An 18,492-nucleotide genomic window follows, 5' to 3' on the forward strand; every position below is an offset into this window, starting at 1 on the left:
CCGCACCGTATTAGTTCACGGATTCAGGAATTGAGCTTAGCCGTTTTTCCCATCATGCCAAAACCTTCGAGATCAGAGGAAAGTCTTCAGGCTTGCGAATTGATTCAACCGAAAGATCAACGTCAAGTTCCGGCCAATATAGATGGTTTTCCGTTGGACGTTCAATCTCGGAGAGTCGCTCAATGGTTGCCGATTTAAACCACGGAAACTCTGAGAACTGTATAGCCAATTCCTCATCATCCAGCAAAAGCCAGAAGCAATGCTTAGATACATTGGTGACTTCAGCAGCCAAAGTGGCGATGCCAGGCATCTTGAATCTCCTTAATATGGGCTTCAACGACGGCTTGCGCTTGACAAATTTGCATTTTTGAAAGCCCGATATTTACTGCCAAGTGTGCCGAGGGAGTCAGCCAGAATTTCGCTCTTTCTACTTTGATTTTCTTATAGTTACGCAGCTATTGCCAATAATCTTGACGCCAAGTTATTGCCCGCAGTTGGAGGCGGAAGGGTTTTCCCTTCATCCTGCATCGTTTGAATCCACTCGTCCACGATTTGGCACAATTCATTATATACTTGAACCTCATCGTCACCATGGCAGCAAGGACCGATAATTCCAGGGCATTCGCCGATGAAACACTGATCTTCGTTAGACCATTCGACAAGTTTTAAGTATCTTGCGCTTTCTTTCATTTTCTTGACTCCTCAATCTTTTGCCTTACTTCTCGCTCCTGATAAAGTTTTGCATCATCTCCTGTCTGACCAGAAATCGTTATTCTTATGCCTTTCTTGTGTTCAAGATTCCGATGGCTACCTTTCCCGCTCCTGTTGCTAAATCCAGCATGTTCAAGGTCATAAAGTAGTTCTCTGATTTTTCTAGGCATAGTCTATGGGCTTAGAACTCGCGACGACATTAGCGTGTTGGCCTCACTGTAGTGCTAGACAGATGTCTGTCTAAGTACCTCAAATCTGTTCTTAGACGGGCGTCTGCGTTCGACGTACTAGACCGACATTTGTGTCTTTCGTACTAGACAGATTCTGTCTAGTGTGTACACCTTAAGTGCCGTCGCCCCGGTCCGAGTACCTAGCCACCCCGATCCTCAGGCAATTGCGCTGAGGTTAATGGATGTCCCACAACCCGTCAAGCGCCGCGGAAAAATCCCGCCCCGTGGGCGACCGCTGTATTAAGGGTTCTTTACGAATCGATAAGGGTCGCGACGACATCAGGGGCCTCGATCGTAATCCCGGCCAGCGGCGTGCGTCGTCAGGGCTTCCAGCCCTGACGGTGTCAGGCCACGATGGCCTGACTACGCACCGGGCGAACCCAAGTGGCGGGAATCTTGATCGAGGCCGTCACGCATACCGTCCCCACCATTTAAGGAAGGTCGCGGTCGCCTCCGGCCAGGGGGTGCCTACCGGCACTGAAAGTGCCGCGGCCGGTGCTGGCGGCAGGCCGGTGCCCGGATTCCACAAGAGCCACGGGAGCGTCGAGATCAATCGCTCCCTGGGGTAGCGCAGCGACCAGCGTGGTTGGCGCAGCAGTTCGGCCGGACCGAAGTCACGCAGGGTAATAGCAGTATTGCGCAATCCGCCCCAGGACTGGCCGCCCTGACCCTTGGGGATGGTCGGTGCGCAATAGGCATTCCAATCGCCGATGGGCTTGCCGGTGCGCTCGGCCTCGAACCACGAGAAGGTCTTCAACCAGATGGTGACGACCCGCGCTTGCCAGAGCGTTGCGTCCTCTGCCGCGTAACGGCTATAGTCCGGATGAAACTTGTTGTCACTCGCCTGGGTATAGAGGTCGATGAACGCATCCTTCCCAGGCCAGTCCAGCGCGTTCAGTAACTGCGCTTTCTGCACATAGGAGGGCTGGTAGGATCGGTTCCCGGCCAGGCGGGCGTCGCCGCAGGCCAGAATGGCCTTGAACAGGTATTTGAAGAAGACCTCCTGTTCGCCGGCGGTGAGCGCCGAACCGTCCGCCAGCCGCCGCTGGTTCATCAGGAGCAGGGCGCCGCGATTGAGCATCAGGCGCGTGAATTCTCCGAGTGGCACCCTCGGCAACGGCATCGCGGGCATGGCCTCGAGCACCCGCTGGTCGCCGGCCACCACGCGGTGGCCCCAGATCATCTCGGCGTTCATCAGCGAGTATTCGGCCGCGGGCAGCCGATCCTCGCGCAGGAGTGCGAAATCCACCTCGACTCCCACCTCAGGTTCCAGCGCCTTCGCCTGCTGTGCCAACGCCTGTGCCAATGCCTGACGTTTGCTCCGGTCGAGGTCGCGCACGACGACGAAGTAATCGTAGTCGTTGTAGGGCTCGGGTTGCCCGTCGCGCAGGCAATAGCCGCCTTCACCGCGTCCATAGCCGCCCATCAGTACCAAGGCGCGGAATGCCGGGGGCGCCACGAGCGCAGTCACGGCCTGCGCGATCAGCGACTGGTCGCGGGCAATCCGGGTCTCGACCGCCGCATCGCCATCCAGCGTATAGCGCTCGCGGTTGGCCGGGGCGATCTCTGTTTCAGTGTGTGCCATACGCCTTCCGACCCTCCGTTAGCCCACGCCATCGACCCCATTTCTGGACGGCGCGCAGCGGAACCGAATTAACGAGCGCATCCAGTGAACCCTTGGCCGCGGCCCAGCGCAGGTCTCTCAAGACCTCCATCCCGAACGGCAGCAGGCAGTAACGCAGAAACGAGGTGTTGAGCTCGCCCTCACGAAAGATCCAGGCCTCCGCCTTGCCCTCGCCGAATTGGCGCTTGAAGGATTGGCGCAGTGTGTAATTGTGTGAGTGGGTGGCGGCGGCCTCGGCGACATAGCGGATCTCAAGGCCCGCCTTGCGCAGACGGTAGGACCATTCGATGTCTTCGGAGTATTGGACCCGGGTCTCGAAGGGGAAACGCTCCAGTATGTCGCGGCAGACCGCGCAGTTGGCCATGGAAAAGAAATGGACCCACCTGGCGGCTTCCCGCCCGTCGCCGAATGCGCGTTCGGTGTCCTTCACGAAGAGCGCGCGACAATCCGGCCGGGCGGTCTGGCGGCCATAGGCCACGCCGACCTGTGGGTCGGCGAGCGGGGCGATGAGCCGGGCGAGCCAGTCGTCGCGCTCGGGTGTGGCGTCTGAGTTGATGAAGACCAGGACCTCGGCCCCCACCGTGTGCACGGCGTCGTTGAGCACGGTGCCGGGATTGTAAGAGGCTGGGCTGTTTTGGTGGATGTGCTGCGGATCGTTGAATTCTTTGATGATCTCCAAGGTGCCGTCGGTCGAGGTCGAGTCGAAATTCCACAGCGTGAAGTTGCGGTAGGCCTGCCGCCGGATCATCTCTAGGGTCCCGCGAATGACGTCTCGGTCATTGTATGAACGCATGACGATCGCGACCTTGGGGGCGAATCCGCGCGCGTCGGGTCGATCAGTTTGCTGGTCCATTCTTCATTCCCTCTCGTCGGCGTTGCGGCGCCAACCCTTACCGTTGAACAGCGCCTTTAAGCCGCTCAGCAGGACGACCATATCGCGTTGCCACGTCTGTGATCGTGCATAAAAGGCGTCGCTCAGCAAGCGTTCATCCAGTGGCGCGTCGTCGCTCAGGTCGATCTGGGTCGGCCCCAGCAGGCCAACCGGCGATTGGTCACGGACCCGTTGCCAATCCTCAGTGCGGGTCGCGTCCTCTGCGGGTGTCAGCGGGGACACGCCGACCAGACGCAAGTGCCCCGCAATGACGGCCAGCAGCCTGGGCAGGTGACGCAGCACCGGAATGCTGGTATTCCAGCAGCGCTCGGTAAAGACCTTCGCCGTGGCGCCCCCCCGGTGGGACCGGTTACCCACGCGCTCGCCACTGACCATCAGCCGGCCCCGACCGGCCAGGGCCGCCGCCGCGGCGGCAATCGGCCACAGCGGAGCCGAGAGTAGGAGCAGCAACGCGCCAGCGAGCCGATCCCAGGAGGACACTGGCGCACGCCCTTCGGTGGCCCCCAAGCTGCCGAGCAGAAAGGCCTCGTCGATCTTGAGCAACGCGCCCGTATCAACCCGTATCAGATAGTTGTTGGCGACGATGGCATTGCTGACCTCCACCAGTTCGCCGACGTAGGTGCGCGGGAAAATGACGCTGTCACGGATGGTCGCCGCGCGGTCGACCACCACGTCGTCGCCGATCACCACCTCGCCAAGCAACTCGGCCTCCGGGTGTACCCGGCTGTTGGCGCCGATATAGGCCACGCCCTTCTTAAGGCATTTGGGTGTGACCGAGGCCTTGCGGCCCGCGAACAGGCCCAAGGCGACGGTCCGCCCGGCAATCGCAAGCCCCGGGATACGGCCCGCCAGGAGGTCAAGATTGGCGCGATGGAAGCCCGCAAGGCTCTCCAGACAGTTGAGGCTGACGTCCGCGACAACGCAGCTGCCCTCGGCGGGCAGTGGTCGTGGCTGGTCCCAACGCAGAGGATCGAGCAGGTCGCCGGGTGCGGGACACTCGGGACGCAGCAGCAATAGACTGCCGCGGGGGTCCGCCCCCACCCCGCAGAAGGCCGAGGTGCCGGCCTTGTTCTGCGCCTGCTGGAGAAACTCGGTCGTGATGGGAGAGCGCAGCACGTCGCCGCGTAACGCGAGCACCGCCTCGGCGTCTGCCAGACTGAGGCGCGACCAGACGGCAGCGGGTTGCTCTTCGCCGCGACTCAGCACATAGCGAATCGTGGCCCCCCAGCGCTCACCGTCGCCCAGGGTGCTGGCCCCGGCCTGTTCGCCATGGGCGGTGGCGACGACCACCAGGTCGCGGACGCCGGCGCCCACCAAGTCCTCGATGGTATAGATCAGCAGTTCCTTGCCGGCCACCGGAAGTAGCGGAACCGCCAGTTTTTCTGTGAGTGGCGTGAGCTCCAGACCCACGCGATCGGCAAATATGAGTGCGCGCATGCGGCCTGTGCTCCTTAATAAGCGCCGGTACCGAAAAGAAGGGCGGGAACCGTCTTTAGCAGGATCTTGATGTCGTTCCAGAAGGATTGGGACTGGATGTACTGGGCATCAAGTTCCACCTGTTGGTCGAACGGGATCTCGGAACGCCCGGAGATCTGCCAGATGCAGGTGATACCAGGGATCACCTCCAGGCGTCGGCGGTCCGACAGCGAGTATTGGTCCACCTCTTGGGGGACCGGGGGCCGCGGTCCGACCAAGGACATGTCGCCTTTGATGACATTCCAGAGCTGGGGCAACTCGTCGATCGAGGTCTTGCGGATAATCCGGCCGACCTTGGTGACGCGCGGGTCATTTCTCATTTTGAAGATGACGCCGCCTTGCATCTCGTTGTTTGCCATCAACTCCTTCTTTCGCTTCTCGGCATCAGTGTACATGGAGCGAAACTTCCACATGGTGAACAAGCTCCCCCAGCGTCCGACCCGCGTCTGTCTGAAGAGGATCGGTCCGGGGTCTTCCAGCCGGATCGCCAGCGCCACGCCCACAAACACCGGGATCAGGAGCACCGCGAGGATGGCGGCGCTCACGATATCGAACACCCGCTTGAGCAGGTAGGCCCCTTGCACGACGCCTACCCAGCCCGCACGCTTGAGGTAGAAGCGCCAGCGATGCCTGAATGCCGCCTGATCGATGCGGCCGTAGCGCGCGAGGACCAACTCGCGCAATCGTTGCTCGTGGGTCTGTTCGATCATAGCGGTGCCACAGTCATGATGGGTGCGAATCCGCCGGGAGCGGCGGTACGCGCCGCTCGCCGTCTGCGTCAGGCAGAGTAAAGCGTTCCGGGTGCTGCGCCTGCTGCCTCACGCGCAGCAAAAAGAGTGGGTTGCCGATCACATAACGCCGCCACATCCGTCCGGGCTCCTGCATCAGCCGGTACAGCCATTCCAGGCCGATCTCACGCATCCAGACGGGTGCGCGCGGGATGCGCCCGGAGTAGAAATCGAACAGCCCGCCGACGCCCATGCACACGGGCGTTGCCAGTCGGTCACGCCAGCGATGCAGTAGCAGTTCCTGACGAGGTACACCGAAGGCGGCAAGCAAAATGCGCGCCCCCGATGCGTTAATTGCATCCAACACCGAAGCCTCCTCCGCGGGAAGAAAAAAGCCGTCGCGCGCGCCGACGATCCGCAGCGCCGGATAGCGCCCCACCATGTTGTCCGCCGCCGCCTGTGCCACCCCCGGCCGGGCACCGAGCAGATAAATCGGCAGCCGTTCGCGGGCCGCGGCCTCGCAGAGTATCGGAAACATGTCGGTGCCATTGACGTTCGCCTGCAGGGCCAGGTCGAGCATCCGACAGCCCAGGTGGATCCCGATTCCATCGGGTAACACGCGATCCGCAGCGAGCAGAACCGTACGGTAATTCGCATCCTTCCAGGCAATATTGAGGCAGTCGGGATTGACGAAGGCCATCAGCTTGGGGGTTGTCTCCTTGGCGTTGGCGATGACCCAGTCGACCGCCTCGTTCATGGTCGTGTTGACCACGGGTATGCCGAAGAAATTGATCACCGGCGGCATGGCGCGCGGGGCACCGCCGCCGCCAAGCGCGCTGGACACGACCGAGCGCGCCGCCAAGCCCAAATCGCCCTTGAGCGTTTGACCGTAGACCTGCTCTCGATCCAGTGCCGACTCGCGCTCATGCGCCAGACCGATACGGCTGCGAATGCCAAATGGCGAGATCAACCCCGGCCGCACGATAAACCGCACCAGGTCTTCGACCGGCACGGTCGCCGCCTCCTGCGCCCGCAGCGGGCGGGGGCCCACGATGGCCATATCGCCCCGCAAGACGTTGAGCCAGACCGCGAGTTCACGAAACCGGCCGGTGCCGGCGAATGACAGTCGTTTGAATGGTGTCTGAAAGCGGCCGATCAGCGGGACGCAGGTCAAGACCGCGCCCGCCTGGTGCCGACTCCACCCGGCGCGCGCCAGCAAGAGCGGCGACAGCAGGACCAGCAGCGTGGCGCTGGCCGCAATATCCAGTGCCCGGGGTAGCACATTGCCGAGCACCGCGAGCATCGGATGGCTGCGACGCCGCACACCGGACAACCAGCGACTCCGGCGGGAAACGCCGAGCGGACCGGGGATCACGGGTGCGGATTTCGCCATCAGATCAGATCCTGGCATGGTGGATAAAAAAGCGGCTGCAACACCGGCACTGGCTTGCTCCGGCGCACCATCAGGGTGGGGCAGCGCGGCGTGTTGCGTCAGGTGTCAACGGCCGCCCCCCATCGCAGCAACGAGGTCGCGAATGCTGGCGTCCATCGCGCCCTCTCCCGAATACACCCGATCCGCGTACTCCTTGGATGGCTCGACAAACCGGTCATGCATCGGTTTGACTTGCGCCAGAAACTGTTGCTCGATACCAGCCGGGTCACGCCCGCGCTCCCGTGCATCCCGGGAGAGTCGTCGCGCAAAGCGGACCTGCTCCGCGGTCTCAATAAACACCTTGGTATCGCAGATCGCGCGCACCAGCGGCTGCGCCAGAATCAGCAGTCCCTCCACGATCAGCAACGGGCAGGCGTCAAGAGTCTGGGTCTGGCGCAAGCGCTGATGGGTGTGATAATCATAGACCGGGACAGCAATCGACCGGCCCGCCCTGATTTCCTCCAAGTGTTCGGACAACAATGCGAAATCAATGGCGTCGGGATGATCGAAGTTAACGCTGCCGCCATCGCAGTCAAACGCCTCACTCTGATCGCTATAATAGGAATCCTGATGCAGGATAGCACAGCGTGAATGCCCCAGCACCTCTCGCAGCAGTAATGCAAAAGTGGTCTTGCCCGAGCCGCTGCCGCCCGCGATGCCAATAATCGTCGTTTCATGCATCCTTAATGCCCAGGGATTGGCCGACGCGCCGGCGCCGAGCGAGCGCTAGGCCGACCACGGGGCCGGCCGCCGGGGCGACGACGGGCGTCAGTGCATGGCACGCAGCGCCGCCGCTTCATCGTCAAAAATCTGAAACACGGTGTGCAGTCGGGTCAGTTCAAACAGGGCACGGACATTGCTGCTCATGCCGAACAGGTAGACATCGCCACCCTTTTTGCGGGCCGTCTGCAGGCTGCCGACCAGCGCCCCGCAGGCGCTGGAATCCATAAATTCGGTCTGTGTCAGGTCCAGGACCAAGCGGCCGTTGCCGTGCAGCAGGAGTTCCTTCAGTTGGGTTCGCGCATCGGCTGCATCGGCCATCAGCAGTCGGTTTGGCAGCCGGACGACATCGATCCCATCGCGACTCTCATGTTCTAATTGCATCAGTGTACTCCTGCCTACAGTAGGCGGTTCGGCGGCGAGGTCGGGTCGGTTGCCATTGCTATTGACATCGCCGCGTCAGATTTAACACATTCTCGTCGCCGATGCGCGCGATGCGGGCCGAGTCGGTCCAGGCCAGAATCATGGGCCAGCCGCGCCCGCCTTCGGCCTCGGGCGGGGGCATGGTGGTGCGGCTCAGGACATCGGCCGGCAGCGGTATGCCGCGATCGCGTATTTCAATCTCGATGCAGTCGTCAGTACGGTTCCAATCGATTGTAATCAGGTGCCCCGGCTCGCCCCGATAACCGTGCTTGATGCAGTTGGTGACCGCCTCAATGACGACCAAGGTGAGTTGAAAGGTGCCGGAGTCATCACATCCGGCGTCGCGACACAGTGCGTCCACACTACACTGGAGGTCGGCAAGCTTCCGCAGGTCGCTTTCCAACGTCAGCGTGGTCGCCGATGTGGTCATGATTCGCTATCCCGTTCCAGTACCAAGACCGAAATATCATCATCGAAATCGAGCGTCCCGCTCCATTGTTGCAGCTGCGCCTCGAGCTCACGTGTCAGCCCCAACCGGTGGTCGCCGGTGCTGGCGGCCAGCGCCGATTGCATCCGCGCGATGCCGAAGAGTTCGCCTTGGCGGTTACTGCACTCGGTCACCCCATCGGAATATAAGATAAGCCGATCGCCCGCGTTGAGCAACACCCGCTGTGGCTGGTAGTCGACATCCGGGAACATGCCGAAGGGTAGTCCACCGGGCTCCAGTGTTTCGATCACGCCGCAATTGCGCAGGATCAGCGGGGGTGGATGACCCGCCAGCACGATTTGTGCCTCTCCGCAGTGCTTGTCGAGGGTGCCATAGACGATGGTGGCATAGTTCTCGAAATCCGCGTCTGGATCGATCCAGCGGGAGTTCACGTCCGACAGGAATGGGCCGGGACCGGGGAATCCGGCGGCCGGCGTGCCGAGGTCGGCCAGGCTGCGGTGCGACGCGGCGGTGGGCATCAGGGCCGCGTTGAGTCGCGCCGAAAACAAGGCTGCCTGGACCCCGTGACCGGAGACATCGAACAGGTAGAAACCGATCAGGTCTTGGTTGAGCGGAAAGAAATTGAAGCTGTCGCCGGACACTTGCGCGGCGGGCAGAAAGAGCGACTCGGTGCTGAACGGTGAGACCAGCCGATCTGCCGGGGGCAGCATCTGACGCTGGATGCGGGCCGCGGAGGTCAAATCACGCTGGATCTGGTTATAGGCCTGTTGCAGCCTTTCGCGCGATTCCCGCAGCGTCCGATTCTGGTCCGCGAGCTGACCCTGCACCGTGAGTATGCGCTCAGCCACCCGTAGCCGTGCGCGCAGCAACTTGGCGTCGACCGGTTTGGATAGGAAGTCGTCGGCGCCAGCGCTCAGCCCCTCGAGCAGGTCTGACTTATCGGAACGCGCGGTGAGCAAGATGATATAGACATAGTGTTTGAACGCTGCCGCGCGCACGGCCTTGCAGAACTCCAGGCCCGACATCCGCGGCATCATCCAGTCGCAGATCACCAACTCGATCGTCGCCTCGCCCATCCGCTCCAGGCCGTCGAGCCCGTCAGCGCCATCAACCGTGTTGTAGCCCCATGCATCGAGCAGCGCGCGCACGTACAGCCGCGTGTCGGCCGCATCATCGATGATCAACGCGTTCATCGATCAGCCCCTGGTGTTCATGGCCGATTGAGCACCTTGCCGCACACCCGCCCGCCGCCCCGCTCCTTGGCCTGGCCGAGCTGTTCGTCAGCCAAGCGCAGCAGGGCCTCGGCCCCGCCGTCCGTGGCGCGGCGGCGCGTGGACACGCCGATGCTGACCGTCACCACCGGCGCGGCCGCGGCCGAGGCGTGGCCGATGCCGCGGGCACGAACCGCCTGCTCGATCTGCTCAGCGATTTGCATCGTTGGCTCGAAATCGGTCGCCGGAAGCAGGCAGACGAATTGCGCTTCGCCGTAGCGGGCAATGATGTCGCCAGGGCGGTGCAGCTGTGACTCCAGTAAACGGGCCACCAGGCGCAGCGCATCCTCGCCCGCTTGGTGTCCGTAATACTCATGATAGGCAGTGACGGCATCGAGATCGACTCTCAGCAGGGACACGACGGTGCCGTCGCGTTGGGCCCGCCCGCACTCGATACCGATCTGCTCCTCGAAATAGCGCCGGCTGTAGGCCCCGGTGAGCCGGTCACGGAATGCCATGGTACTCAATTGGTCCGATTGGAATTTAAGCAGCAGCTGGGTGGTGGCCCGCGAGCGTAACACGCTGGGGTTGACCGGTTTCGTGACGAAGTCGACGGCGCCGGCATTGAGATAAGTGGTTTCGCGGTCGCTGTCGGTGTGCGCGGTGACGAAGATCACCGGGATATTCTGTAGGGATCGTGTTGCCTGGAGCTGCTCCAGAACCTGCAGCACGTTGGCTCCGGGCAACTCATCGTCGAGCAATACCAGGTCGGGGGGCGTCTGGGTGCAGAATTCGATGGTGGTCGGACCGTCGGTGGCCGCACAGAGATCACAGTCGGCGTCGAGGCCATAATAGGAGGCTTGCAGCAGCCTTGGTTGCCCGTCCACCACCAACACCTTGGGTCGGCGCGGCAGGCTCGCAAGCGCATTGATACGCGTTAAGTTCATGATTATCGGGGTGCACTCCGCTGCAACGCGTCGCTACGGACGGGGACGGCCAAGGGCTGCGGTGCGCGCTCAATGTCGCTGAAGGCACATCGAAAAAGGCGGCGGCTATCCCTGAATTTGCTTCACCGCATTTGTAAAACAAGTTTACGATTGCAGTGATTGTAACAGGAACGAACGCGTGATGTGCCCGCGGCTCTCGTGGTAAAGACATGTCCTGCCTCACTCAGTCAGACGCGCTGGTGTTAGAGCACTTGTGGGATGGTCCGGCGGCAGCTAATTTAGGGGCTTCAAGTCCAGGTTTGGCCCGACGCCCCGGGGCAAAGTTCCAAAACCCAGCGAGAGACCGCCATGAGCGCAACACCGATCCTCCAACGCGAGCCGATCTTTCAGGGGCGCGTGATCGACGTCGCCCTGGAGACCGTGGAACTGCCCAACGGGAACCGGGTCGACCTGGAGATCGTCCGTCACCCCGGCGGCGCGGCGGCGGTGGCCCTGGACGAGGCGCAGCAGGTCTGTCTGTTGCGTCAGTACCGCCACGCCGGGAACGGCTGGTTGTGGGAGCTGCCGGCGGGCAAGATCGATCCGGGCGAGGCGCCGTTGACGACCGCGACCCGTGAGTTGACGGAGGAGGCGGGTGTCATCGCCCGGCGCTGGACCGCGCTCGGCTTGATCCATAGCTCACCAGGGGTATTCACCGAGGTCATCTATCTGTGGCTGGCGCGCGACTTGGCGATCACTGGCCACGCCCAAGAGTGCGACGAGGTGATGGAGATTCATTGGCTGCCGCTGCGTGAGGCCCTGGACTGGTGCAACGACGGCACTATCACCGACGCCAAGACCCTGGTCGGGCTCTATCGCGCTGACGCCCTGATTCGCCGCGCGCAGGAACTGACCCCTGAGGACTCTTGGTGTTGAGCCGTTCGCTTCCTGTTTCTGACCCCCATGAGCCCCCGACCATGCACATCCATTGCCTGCAACACGTCCCCTTTGAAGGCCCCTTCGGCATCGCTGACTGGGCCGGCGCCCGGGGGCACGCCCTGACGGTGACCCCGCTCTATGCCGGGGCACTCCCGCCGGACCCCGCGACCTTCGACTGGCTGGTGATTATGGGTGGACCCATGGGGGTGCATGATGAGGCGCTATACCCCTGGCTGGTCCCTGAGAAGTCCCTGATCCGTGAGAGTGTCGAGGCCGGCAAGACCATCATCGGGGTCTGTCTCGGTGCGCAATTGATCGCCGCGGTACTGGGCGCGCAGGTTTATCGCAACCGGGAGCAGGAGATCGGCTGGCTGCCGATCGAGCTGACGGCGGCCGCACTGGCGTCGCCGCTCTGCGGGTCGCTGCCGTCGGAGCTCCAGGTCTTCCAATGGCATGGCGACACCTTCGACCTGCCGGACGGTGCGCTGCACCTGGCCCGCAGCGCCGCCTGCGAGCAGCAGGCGTTTCTTTACGACGGGCGGGTGCTCGCGCTCCAGTTCCATCTGGAGTCTACGCGGGACAGTGTCGCGGGGCTGTGCGCGGCCTGTGCCAATGAGATCGTCCCCGGCGCCCATGTCCAGACGGCCATGCGGATGCTGGCCGCCACGCCCGAGGACTACGCCCAACTCAACGCCGCCCTGTTCGGCCTCCTGGACCGGCTGCCGCAATGACCGGCGACGCACTGGTTCGCTGCGGCTGGTGCGGGTCTGATCCCTTGTATATTGACTACCACGACCGTGAATGGGGCGTCCCCAGTCGCGACGAGTCTCACCTCTTCGAGATGCTGACCCTGGAGGGTGCCCAGGCGGGCCTGTCCTGGCTCACCATTTTGCGTAAGCGCGATGGCTATCGGCGCGCTTTCCTGGGTTTCGACCCGGTGGCCGTCGCCGGGTTTGACGCGCTGCGGGTGGCGCAACTGCTTGGTGACCCCGGCATCGTGCGCAACCGGCTCAAGGTGGAGTCCACGGTGAGCAACGCCCGCGCCGTGCTTGCACTGTACGCGCGGGGCGAGACCCTGGGTGAGCTGCTGTGGTGCGCTGTTGACGGCGCGCCACGGCATAACGCTTGGACCAGCCTGGCGCAGGTCCCTGCCCGGACGGCTGAGTCTGACCGGCTGAGCCGGGAGCTCAAGCGGCGCGGTTTTCGGTTTGTCGGCAGCACCATCTGTTATGCGCTGATGCAGGCGGTGGGGATCGTCAATGACCATACGCAGGAGTGCTTCCGCTTGGCGGAGTTGCGGCCAGCTGTTTCTTGTTGAGGTGCGACGGGCGTCGTTGGTGGATGTGGCAATCGCAAAGCGCCCTTGGAATCCAGGGCGCCGCATGGGCGAGGCGCAGCGTGTCAAGCGGGAGTCTGCGGATCGGCGGGGGCCGAGAGTGGTTGCGACTCCGCCGGGCCATCCGCGACCCGGTCAACCGCCGGCAGCGAGGCGGCGAACTCGATCCCGTAGATCTCCCAGATGGAGACGAGCAGTGAGCCGATGACCGGCCCGATGAAGATACCGGGGAAGCCGAACATGAAGAGGCCGCCCAGGGTGCTGAGGAAGATCATCAGCTCGTGCATCTTGGTGTCCTTACCCACCAGGATGGGGCGCAGCACGTTGTCCAGGCTGCCGACCAGCAGAGCGCAGAAACCGGCCAGGGCGAGGCCCGTGACCGTGTGTCCCTGAATGATGAGGATAATGGCCGCCGGTATCCAGATCAGCGGTGCCCCGACCTGGGGGATGGTGGAGAGGACCACCATCACTGAGCCCCAGAAGACCGCGTTGGGGATGCCGGCCACGGCGAAGGCAATACCGGCCAGGGTGCCTTGCAGCAGCGCGATCAGCAATGAGCCCCGCAACGTGGCCCGCGTCACCGAGAGAAATTTCTCCAGCATGGCGCGTTCGTCGTGGGTCTTGAGCGGGAGGTAATAGAGGCATTTGTCGACCAGCTTGTCGCCGTCCATCTGCAGAAAATACAGACTGTAAAGAAACACGAAGACCATGAAGACGAAATTCACGGTCCCCAGTGTGAACGATGACAAGCCATCCATCGCCACCTTGCTTACCGCCGCGGTCACCGCGCCCGCCTGCTGCGCGATCTTGCCCCAGTGCGGGGCCAACTGCTCGTAGAAGGGTATCCGGTGCAGTCGTCGGATGAAGTCATCGGGTTGGGCCATGGTCTCCTGCACCCACACCGACACAAACTGGCTGACGTCCAGCGCTTGGGAGATGAGGACGCCCGCGACGAGGACGAGCGGGATCAGCACCACCAGCGTCATGAGCGTCAGCGAGGTCAGGGACGCCAGCGCCCGGCGGCCATTGAAGAGGGCGGTGAGGCGCAGAAACAGGGGTTGGGCCAGGGCGCTCAAGACTGCTGCCAGGAACAGTGCCATCAGAAACGGCTGGATCATGGCCAGAAAGAGTGCCGAGATCCCGAGGGCCAGGAGTAGGACCACCGCCTTGCTGATCGTCTCTTGATGCATGTTCAGCCGCGTCCTTTGAGCAGCACCCGCTTGGCCTCATTGATCTTGGCGGCCAGATAGCCGGACCCGCCGCGGTCCGGGTGCAGCCGCTGCATCAGTCGACGATGGGCGTCACGGATCGCCGCCGCGTCTGCGGCCGGCTCCAGGTCCAGGATTGCCAGCGCCTCAGTCTCGTTCATGGGACCGTCTCCGGCAGCGGCGCGCCCGGCCCCCGGACCCGGGTCGCGCGCACGCCAGTCTGCCTCCCGCTCCCGGTCCAGATAGGCCTCCAGGACCGACGCGGATTGGGCGTCCGCCTCCCGATACAGTTCCAGCATCCGCAGCAGTTCATCCAGGCGCAGATCATGCAACTCGCGGCCCGCGAAGGGGCCCTCCAGCACGCGCCCATCCATGGCCCCGGTGGCGTGGTCCAGGCGCATTTCCAGGAACTGGGTGCGGATGGACGAGCCGCGGGGGCCGCCACTGCTGGCGCTCCCGGTTCCGCCCGCCGCCGGTCCGCCGCCGAACAGCCCCCCAGGGAGCGGGATACCCAGCGAACGCAGCAGGCGTTGCAGGGCCGGGATCGTTTGGATCAACGCAAACAGCCGGATAGCGACCGGGATCAGTGCGCCGATGAAGGCGAAGATCGGGCTCAACCGACCGGTCACCGCGGCCAGCACCAACACGCCGACCACCGCCCACAGGATGACCTTGCGCAGGGTGTCGGCGACCCGGGCCGGCGGGGTGCGCCGGAACCAGATCATGAACCAGAGCACCCCGAGGCCCAAGAGCGGGAGGATGAGTAGACGGATCATCGTGGCCTCTCAGCCTTTACGACCCTGGCGGGTCATCTGGTGCGTCAATTGGAGCACCGCGCCGCCGCGCGCCTGCCCGTACCGGGTCAGGGCCGCGTGGCCGCCGGCCGCATAGACCGCCACCGCCGCCAGCAGGTCGCGCAGCAGGTCCGGGCTGTGGGCATCGAAGGGGCACCAGGCGCCGCCGCTCAGCCGCGCGATCTCCCGGAAGCTGCGTTCCGCCGTCGGGTCGCGCCCCTCCTGAAAGACGAAGGCCGGCAGGTGCAGCAGCCCCAGTCGACCGGCCAGGTCCGCCAGGCGTTCCCGATCCTCCTCCATGCAGTCACCGACGAAGACCAGGGCATCGATCCGCCCTTGGCCGGCCACCGCGCTGGCGTGTTCCAGCACGCGGGCGATCTGGGTCAGGCCCGCCGCGCAGAAGACCCGGTTCATGCGCTTGAGCAGCGTCGGTGAGTCGGCGATCCAGTCCGACGCCTCGAACTCCTGGAAGCCGCGGTAGAAGCAGAGCTGGACCGCGAGCCCGCCGAGCGCGCGGGTATCGGCAAACATCGCCGATTGGATGCGCGCCGCCTGGTCCCAGGTCGGCTCCCGGCTCGCGGTGGCATCCATGGCGAAGATCAGCCGGCCGCCGCTGCCAGGCGGCCCCACGCGCGGGGTGGCCGCCACCTGCGTGAGGAACGCGTTGACATCGTGAGCGGCATCAATGGCCTTGCGATCGGAGGGCATGGGTCTTTTTGCTGAGTAGCGTGTCAGGTTGAAGGGGAGGGGCCGGGAGTCAGAGGGCGCCAGACGTGGGACGGCCTTGATGATCATTTCGGCGACTGGTGCTCTTCGGCGCCGAGCGCCTGGCACATCGGTGACACTGCGCAGCGGTGTCACGAGTATGGTGTCAGGAGTCAGGTCGCGGAAGCGGTTCTGGGTCGGCCACCGCGAGCCGCCTTGGCTTTGGCCGCGTGCTTGGCGCGACCGCCTGGCTTGCCGAGTTGGGCCGCGCTCCACTCACGACTGCCAAGGGACCCTTCCAGCAAGGCGGGCAGATAGAGGTCCACATCCAACTTGGGGAAGTGCAGGCCCAGGCCGGAGGGGCTGATTTCGATGAGGTCGAGATCGGCCGGTCTTGCCGCCTCGAGTCCTTGGGCGGCGTGCGGCAAGAAAGACCGCTCGATACCGCTGGAAAGACCGATCACCACGCGATGTACGCGCTTATCGTAGCGAGCGGAAACCGCCGTCGGGCCGGTCTCCCGGCGTTGCACACCACGGGCGTTGGCATGTTCGAATTCGTCAGGGCTGACCATGGTCGAGGCGCAGAACCGTTGGCATGATCGAAGCCTATCATAATCCCAAACTCTCGGTGTTCACGCGGCTGGCGCTCGGCGGTCTCCAGGCGCAGCTGCCCACTTGTTATGTATTGCACAACGCTATACAATCTCCCGGTCACACTCTTCCTAGCCGCCGGCAGCATGGCCAATTCATCCACTAGCCTCATGGTTCGACTCGACCCGGACAGCAAAGGCAGCATCACCCGGGCGGCGCAGCTGCGCCGCATCAGCGTCAGCGATTACGTGCGTTCGGTCGTCGTCGCTCAGGCGCGGCGCGAGCTCGAAGCCGCTGCGAATCAGGTCATCACGCTGACGCCGGACGAGCAACTCGCGTTCTGGCAGGCGCTCAGTGAGCCGACGCAGCTGACCCCAGCCCAGCAGGCACTCGGCGCTCTGATGCGCGGTGCCTGATCCGGACGTGGCCGGCACGGTCCGCTTCCCAACCGGGTACCGCATCGAGCGGTTGCGCAGTGACCACCCGCGGCGGGCCTGTTGCAGCGGGCAGTCGCGCGTTGATGACTGGCTTGCGACCGCGGCACTTCACAACCAGGACAAGCATCTGTCCGCAACCAAGGTCCTGATCGGCGAGGACGATTCCATCACCGGGTTCTACACGCTAGCCACTGCTCAAGTCGATTTTACCGACCTGCCCCCGGATCTGATCCGACGGCTGCCGCGTCGCCATCTGCCGGTGGCTGTGCTCGCTTGGTTTGGCCTTGACGAGCACCATCAGGGGCAGGGTATCGGCTGCCGACTGCTCGCCCAGGCATTGCGCGACTGTTACGATGCCAGCCAGACCTTCCCCGTCGTCGCCGTCATCCTCGACTGCATCGACGACACCGTGAAGGCGTTCTACCAGCGCTGGGATTTTCGCGAGTTGCCTGGTCATGGGCAGCGGCTGTACCTGAGTTGGATGCAACTCGAAGCGATGATGGCCGGCGCCTGAGGGCGTCGGGCAGACACTTACGCACTTTCTTTCCTCTGAAAACAATGCTCTTGCCCGCCACCAAGCCCAGCCTGCAACTCCTATGCCCGGGACTCTTTGGCGCCGACGTCGACGGGGCGGGCCCGTTGGACCGGACCCCGGCGCTGGACCGCCTGCTAGTCCGCGCGAACGCTCGGGAGACCCAGCCCCGCGATCCACCGGAGACGCTGGCAGGCGCCTTCGGCCTCAAGACGCCCGCGGGCCTGGACTTGCCCTCCGCCGCCCTCTGCCTGCTGGCCGAGGCACCCGAGCTGGCGCTGGACGGTGACTGGTTCCACGCCGATCCTGTTCACCTGCATGCCGACCGGGACCGGCTGCTGCTCTTTGCCGGGCCGTCGCTTGAGCTTGAGCTTGCTGAAGCGGCGGCCCTGGTGGCCGCATTCAACGCGCACTTTGCCGAGGACGGTTTGCGACTGGTGGCGCCGCGGCCGGGGAGCTGGTACTTGCGGGTCGAGGTTGGCCCACGGCTGCGCACCAGCCCGTTGCACGCCGTGACCGGACAGGCCCTGGATGCCTTCCTGCCCACCGGGGCGGACGCGCGTGCCTGGAACCGCTGGCAGAACGAGGCGCAGATGCTGTTCTACCAGCACCCGGTCAACCAGGAGCGGCAGCGCCTGGGCCGGCCGACCATCAGCGGGGTCTGGACTTGGGGGGGTGGGGTCCTGCCCAAGGTCCCCGACGCACCCGCCATGACGATCGCCGACCACCCTTTGGCGGCGGGTCTGGTACGGGCGGCCGGTGGGCACCTGTTGGGGTTGGACGCACTCACCGCGGCGCCACTCGCCTGGTTGGAATCTGGACTGCGTCCGTCCGCGGAAGTAGTGATCTTCTGGGATGCGCTCTGGTGGCCGGCCCTGACGGAGGCGCGCGACGCCTGGTGCGCGGCCTTGGCGGATCTCGAAGCCCTGGTGGCGAGACTCTGCGCCGAGTTGGCGGCCGGACGGCTCGGCTCAGTGACGCTTGATGACGGGCAGCGCTGGACTTTTACCCTGACCGTGTGGGGGCAGCGTCGAGTCTGGCGCCGTGGCGGCGGGTTGCGGGAGCGGCTTGGCAGCATGGGCGCGGCAGCCCGTCGCGGCCGGGGGGCCGCTCCTACGGCGTAGGAGCG

General features: G+C 63.9%; 23 protein-coding genes. 6 read left to right on the forward strand and 17 right to left on the reverse strand.

What is annotated here, in order from left to right:
- Positions 1 to 52: 52 nt before the first annotated feature.
- The 13 genes from QZY44_RS14270 to QZY44_RS14330 form a co-directional block, all read right to left on the reverse strand.
- The gene (locus QZY44_RS14270) at positions 53 to 310 is read right to left on the reverse strand and encodes a DUF2442 domain-containing protein (RefSeq protein WP_295447310.1); all 258 of its coding nucleotides are present in this window, start codon (positions 308 to 310) and stop codon (positions 53 to 55) included.
- A gap of 137 nt (positions 311 to 447) precedes the next feature.
- The gene (locus tag QZY44_RS14275) at positions 448 to 690 is read right to left on the reverse strand and encodes a hypothetical protein (protein WP_295447312.1); all 243 of its coding nucleotides are present in this window, start codon (positions 688 to 690) and stop codon (positions 448 to 450) included.
- Positions 687 to 881 carry a type II toxin-antitoxin system HicA family toxin gene (locus QZY44_RS14280; protein WP_295447314.1) on the reverse strand — a complete coding sequence of 65 codons (195 nt, stop codon included), beginning with the start codon at positions 879 to 881 and terminating at the stop codon, positions 687 to 689. The genes QZY44_RS14275 and QZY44_RS14280 overlap by 4 nt, the downstream gene beginning before the upstream one ends.
- Before the next feature lie 469 nt (positions 882 to 1,350).
- The gene (locus QZY44_RS14285) at positions 1,351 to 2,526 is read right to left on the reverse strand and encodes a hypothetical protein (RefSeq protein WP_295447316.1); all 1,176 of its coding nucleotides are present in this window, start codon (positions 2,524 to 2,526) and stop codon (positions 1,351 to 1,353) included.
- Positions 2,513 to 3,418, reverse strand: a complete 906-nt coding sequence (locus QZY44_RS14290) for a glycosyltransferase (protein ID WP_295447317.1) — start codon at positions 3,416 to 3,418, stop codon at positions 2,513 to 2,515. Before QZY44_RS14290 ends, QZY44_RS14285 begins: the two co-directional genes overlap by 14 nt.
- Positions 3,419 to 3,421: 3 nt before the next feature.
- Positions 3,422 to 4,894 (reverse strand): NDP-sugar synthase, encoded by a 1,473-nt coding sequence (locus QZY44_RS14295; protein ID WP_295447319.1) that lies wholly within the window; start codon positions 4,892 to 4,894, stop codon positions 3,422 to 3,424.
- Between the two features lie 14 nt (positions 4,895 to 4,908).
- Complete coding sequence (locus QZY44_RS14300) at positions 4,909 to 5,643, reverse strand: exopolysaccharide biosynthesis polyprenyl glycosylphosphotransferase (RefSeq protein WP_295447320.1); 735 nt, start codon at positions 5,641 to 5,643, stop codon at positions 4,909 to 4,911.
- A gap of 13 nt (positions 5,644 to 5,656) precedes the next feature.
- Positions 5,657 to 7,054, reverse strand: coding sequence for a WecB/TagA/CpsF family glycosyltransferase (locus tag QZY44_RS14305; RefSeq protein WP_295447322.1), 1,398 nt, complete (start codon positions 7,052 to 7,054; stop codon positions 5,657 to 5,659).
- 105 nt (positions 7,055 to 7,159) lie between these two features.
- Positions 7,160 to 7,774 (reverse strand): uridine kinase, encoded by a 615-nt coding sequence (gene udk / locus QZY44_RS14310; protein WP_295447323.1) that lies wholly within the window; start codon positions 7,772 to 7,774, stop codon positions 7,160 to 7,162.
- A gap of 87 nt (positions 7,775 to 7,861) precedes the next feature.
- Positions 7,862 to 8,197 carry an STAS domain-containing protein gene (locus tag QZY44_RS14315; protein ID WP_295447325.1) on the reverse strand — a complete coding sequence of 112 codons (336 nt, stop codon included), beginning with the start codon at positions 8,195 to 8,197 and terminating at the stop codon, positions 7,862 to 7,864.
- A 58-nt stretch (positions 8,198 to 8,255) separates the two neighbouring features.
- On the reverse strand, positions 8,256 to 8,666 hold the full coding sequence (locus tag QZY44_RS14320; protein WP_295447327.1) for an ATP-binding protein: 411 nt from the start codon (positions 8,664 to 8,666) through the stop codon (positions 8,256 to 8,258).
- Complete coding sequence (locus tag QZY44_RS14325; RefSeq protein WP_295447328.1) at positions 8,663 to 9,877, reverse strand: SpoIIE family protein phosphatase; 1,215 nt, start codon at positions 9,875 to 9,877, stop codon at positions 8,663 to 8,665. Before QZY44_RS14325 ends, QZY44_RS14320 begins: the two co-directional genes overlap by 4 nt.
- Before the next feature lie 17 nt (positions 9,878 to 9,894).
- Complete coding sequence (locus tag QZY44_RS14330) at positions 9,895 to 10,842, reverse strand: diguanylate cyclase (protein ID WP_295447329.1); 948 nt, start codon at positions 10,840 to 10,842, stop codon at positions 9,895 to 9,897.
- Positions 10,843 to 11,190: 348 nt separating this feature from the next.
- On the opposite strand from QZY44_RS14330, the gene QZY44_RS14335 reads away from it, so the two are divergent.
- Genes QZY44_RS14335 through QZY44_RS14345 form a run of 3 tightly spaced genes read left to right on the forward strand, consistent with a single transcriptional unit; the run spans position 11,191 to position 13,078 of the window.
- Positions 11,191 to 11,757 carry an NUDIX hydrolase gene (locus tag QZY44_RS14335; protein WP_295447331.1) on the forward strand — a complete coding sequence of 189 codons (567 nt, stop codon included), beginning with the start codon at positions 11,191 to 11,193 and terminating at the stop codon, positions 11,755 to 11,757.
- A 41-nt stretch (positions 11,758 to 11,798) separates the two neighbouring features.
- Positions 11,799 to 12,491 (forward strand): type 1 glutamine amidotransferase, encoded by a 693-nt coding sequence (locus QZY44_RS14340; RefSeq protein WP_295447333.1) that lies wholly within the window; start codon positions 11,799 to 11,801, stop codon positions 12,489 to 12,491.
- Positions 12,488 to 13,078: a DNA-3-methyladenine glycosylase I gene (locus QZY44_RS14345; protein WP_295447335.1), complete on the forward strand. Its 591-nt coding sequence runs from the start codon at positions 12,488 to 12,490 to the stop codon at positions 13,076 to 13,078. Before QZY44_RS14340 ends, QZY44_RS14345 begins: the two co-directional genes overlap by 4 nt.
- 83 nt (positions 13,079 to 13,161) lie before the next feature.
- Here the strand turns inward: QZY44_RS14345 and QZY44_RS14350 are convergent, their stop codons facing one another.
- The 4 genes from QZY44_RS14350 to QZY44_RS14365 form a co-directional block, all read right to left on the reverse strand.
- Positions 13,162 to 14,286 carry an AI-2E family transporter gene (locus tag QZY44_RS14350; protein WP_295447337.1) on the reverse strand — a complete coding sequence of 375 codons (1,125 nt, stop codon included), beginning with the start codon at positions 14,284 to 14,286 and terminating at the stop codon, positions 13,162 to 13,164.
- Between the two features lie 2 nt (positions 14,287 to 14,288).
- On the reverse strand, positions 14,289 to 15,080 hold the full coding sequence (locus tag QZY44_RS14355; protein ID WP_295447339.1) for a molecular chaperone DnaJ: 792 nt from the start codon (positions 15,078 to 15,080) through the stop codon (positions 14,289 to 14,291).
- Positions 15,081 to 15,089: 9 nt separating this feature from the next.
- A complete protein-coding gene (locus QZY44_RS14360; protein WP_295447341.1) occupies positions 15,090 to 15,806 on the reverse strand; it encodes a VWA domain-containing protein in 717 nt (238 codons plus the stop codon).
- A gap of 170 nt (positions 15,807 to 15,976) precedes the next feature.
- Positions 15,977 to 16,375 (reverse strand): DUF2442 domain-containing protein, encoded by a 399-nt coding sequence (locus tag QZY44_RS14365; protein WP_295447343.1) that lies wholly within the window; start codon positions 16,373 to 16,375, stop codon positions 15,977 to 15,979.
- Positions 16,376 to 16,564: 189 nt separating this feature from the next.
- Between QZY44_RS14365 and QZY44_RS14370 the strand changes: the two genes are divergently transcribed.
- The 3 genes from QZY44_RS14370 to QZY44_RS14380 are packed head-to-tail and all read left to right on the forward strand — an operon-like array spanning position 16,565 to position 18,487.
- Positions 16,565 to 16,810 (forward strand): DUF1778 domain-containing protein, encoded by a 246-nt coding sequence (locus QZY44_RS14370; RefSeq protein WP_295447346.1) that lies wholly within the window; start codon positions 16,565 to 16,567, stop codon positions 16,808 to 16,810.
- Positions 16,803 to 17,345 carry a GNAT family N-acetyltransferase gene (locus QZY44_RS14375; protein WP_295447348.1) on the forward strand — a complete coding sequence of 181 codons (543 nt, stop codon included), beginning with the start codon at positions 16,803 to 16,805 and terminating at the stop codon, positions 17,343 to 17,345. Before QZY44_RS14370 ends, QZY44_RS14375 begins: the two co-directional genes overlap by 8 nt.
- Positions 17,346 to 17,395: 50 nt before the next feature.
- The gene (locus QZY44_RS14380) at positions 17,396 to 18,487 is read left to right on the forward strand and encodes a phosphoglycerate mutase (RefSeq protein WP_295447350.1); all 1,092 of its coding nucleotides are present in this window, start codon (positions 17,396 to 17,398) and stop codon (positions 18,485 to 18,487) included.
- Positions 18,488 to 18,492 lie beyond the last annotated feature (5 nt).

Source organism: uncultured Thiodictyon sp., assembly GCA_903837595.1.
Taxonomy (GTDB): domain Bacteria; phylum Pseudomonadota; class Gammaproteobacteria; order Chromatiales; family Chromatiaceae; genus Thiodictyon.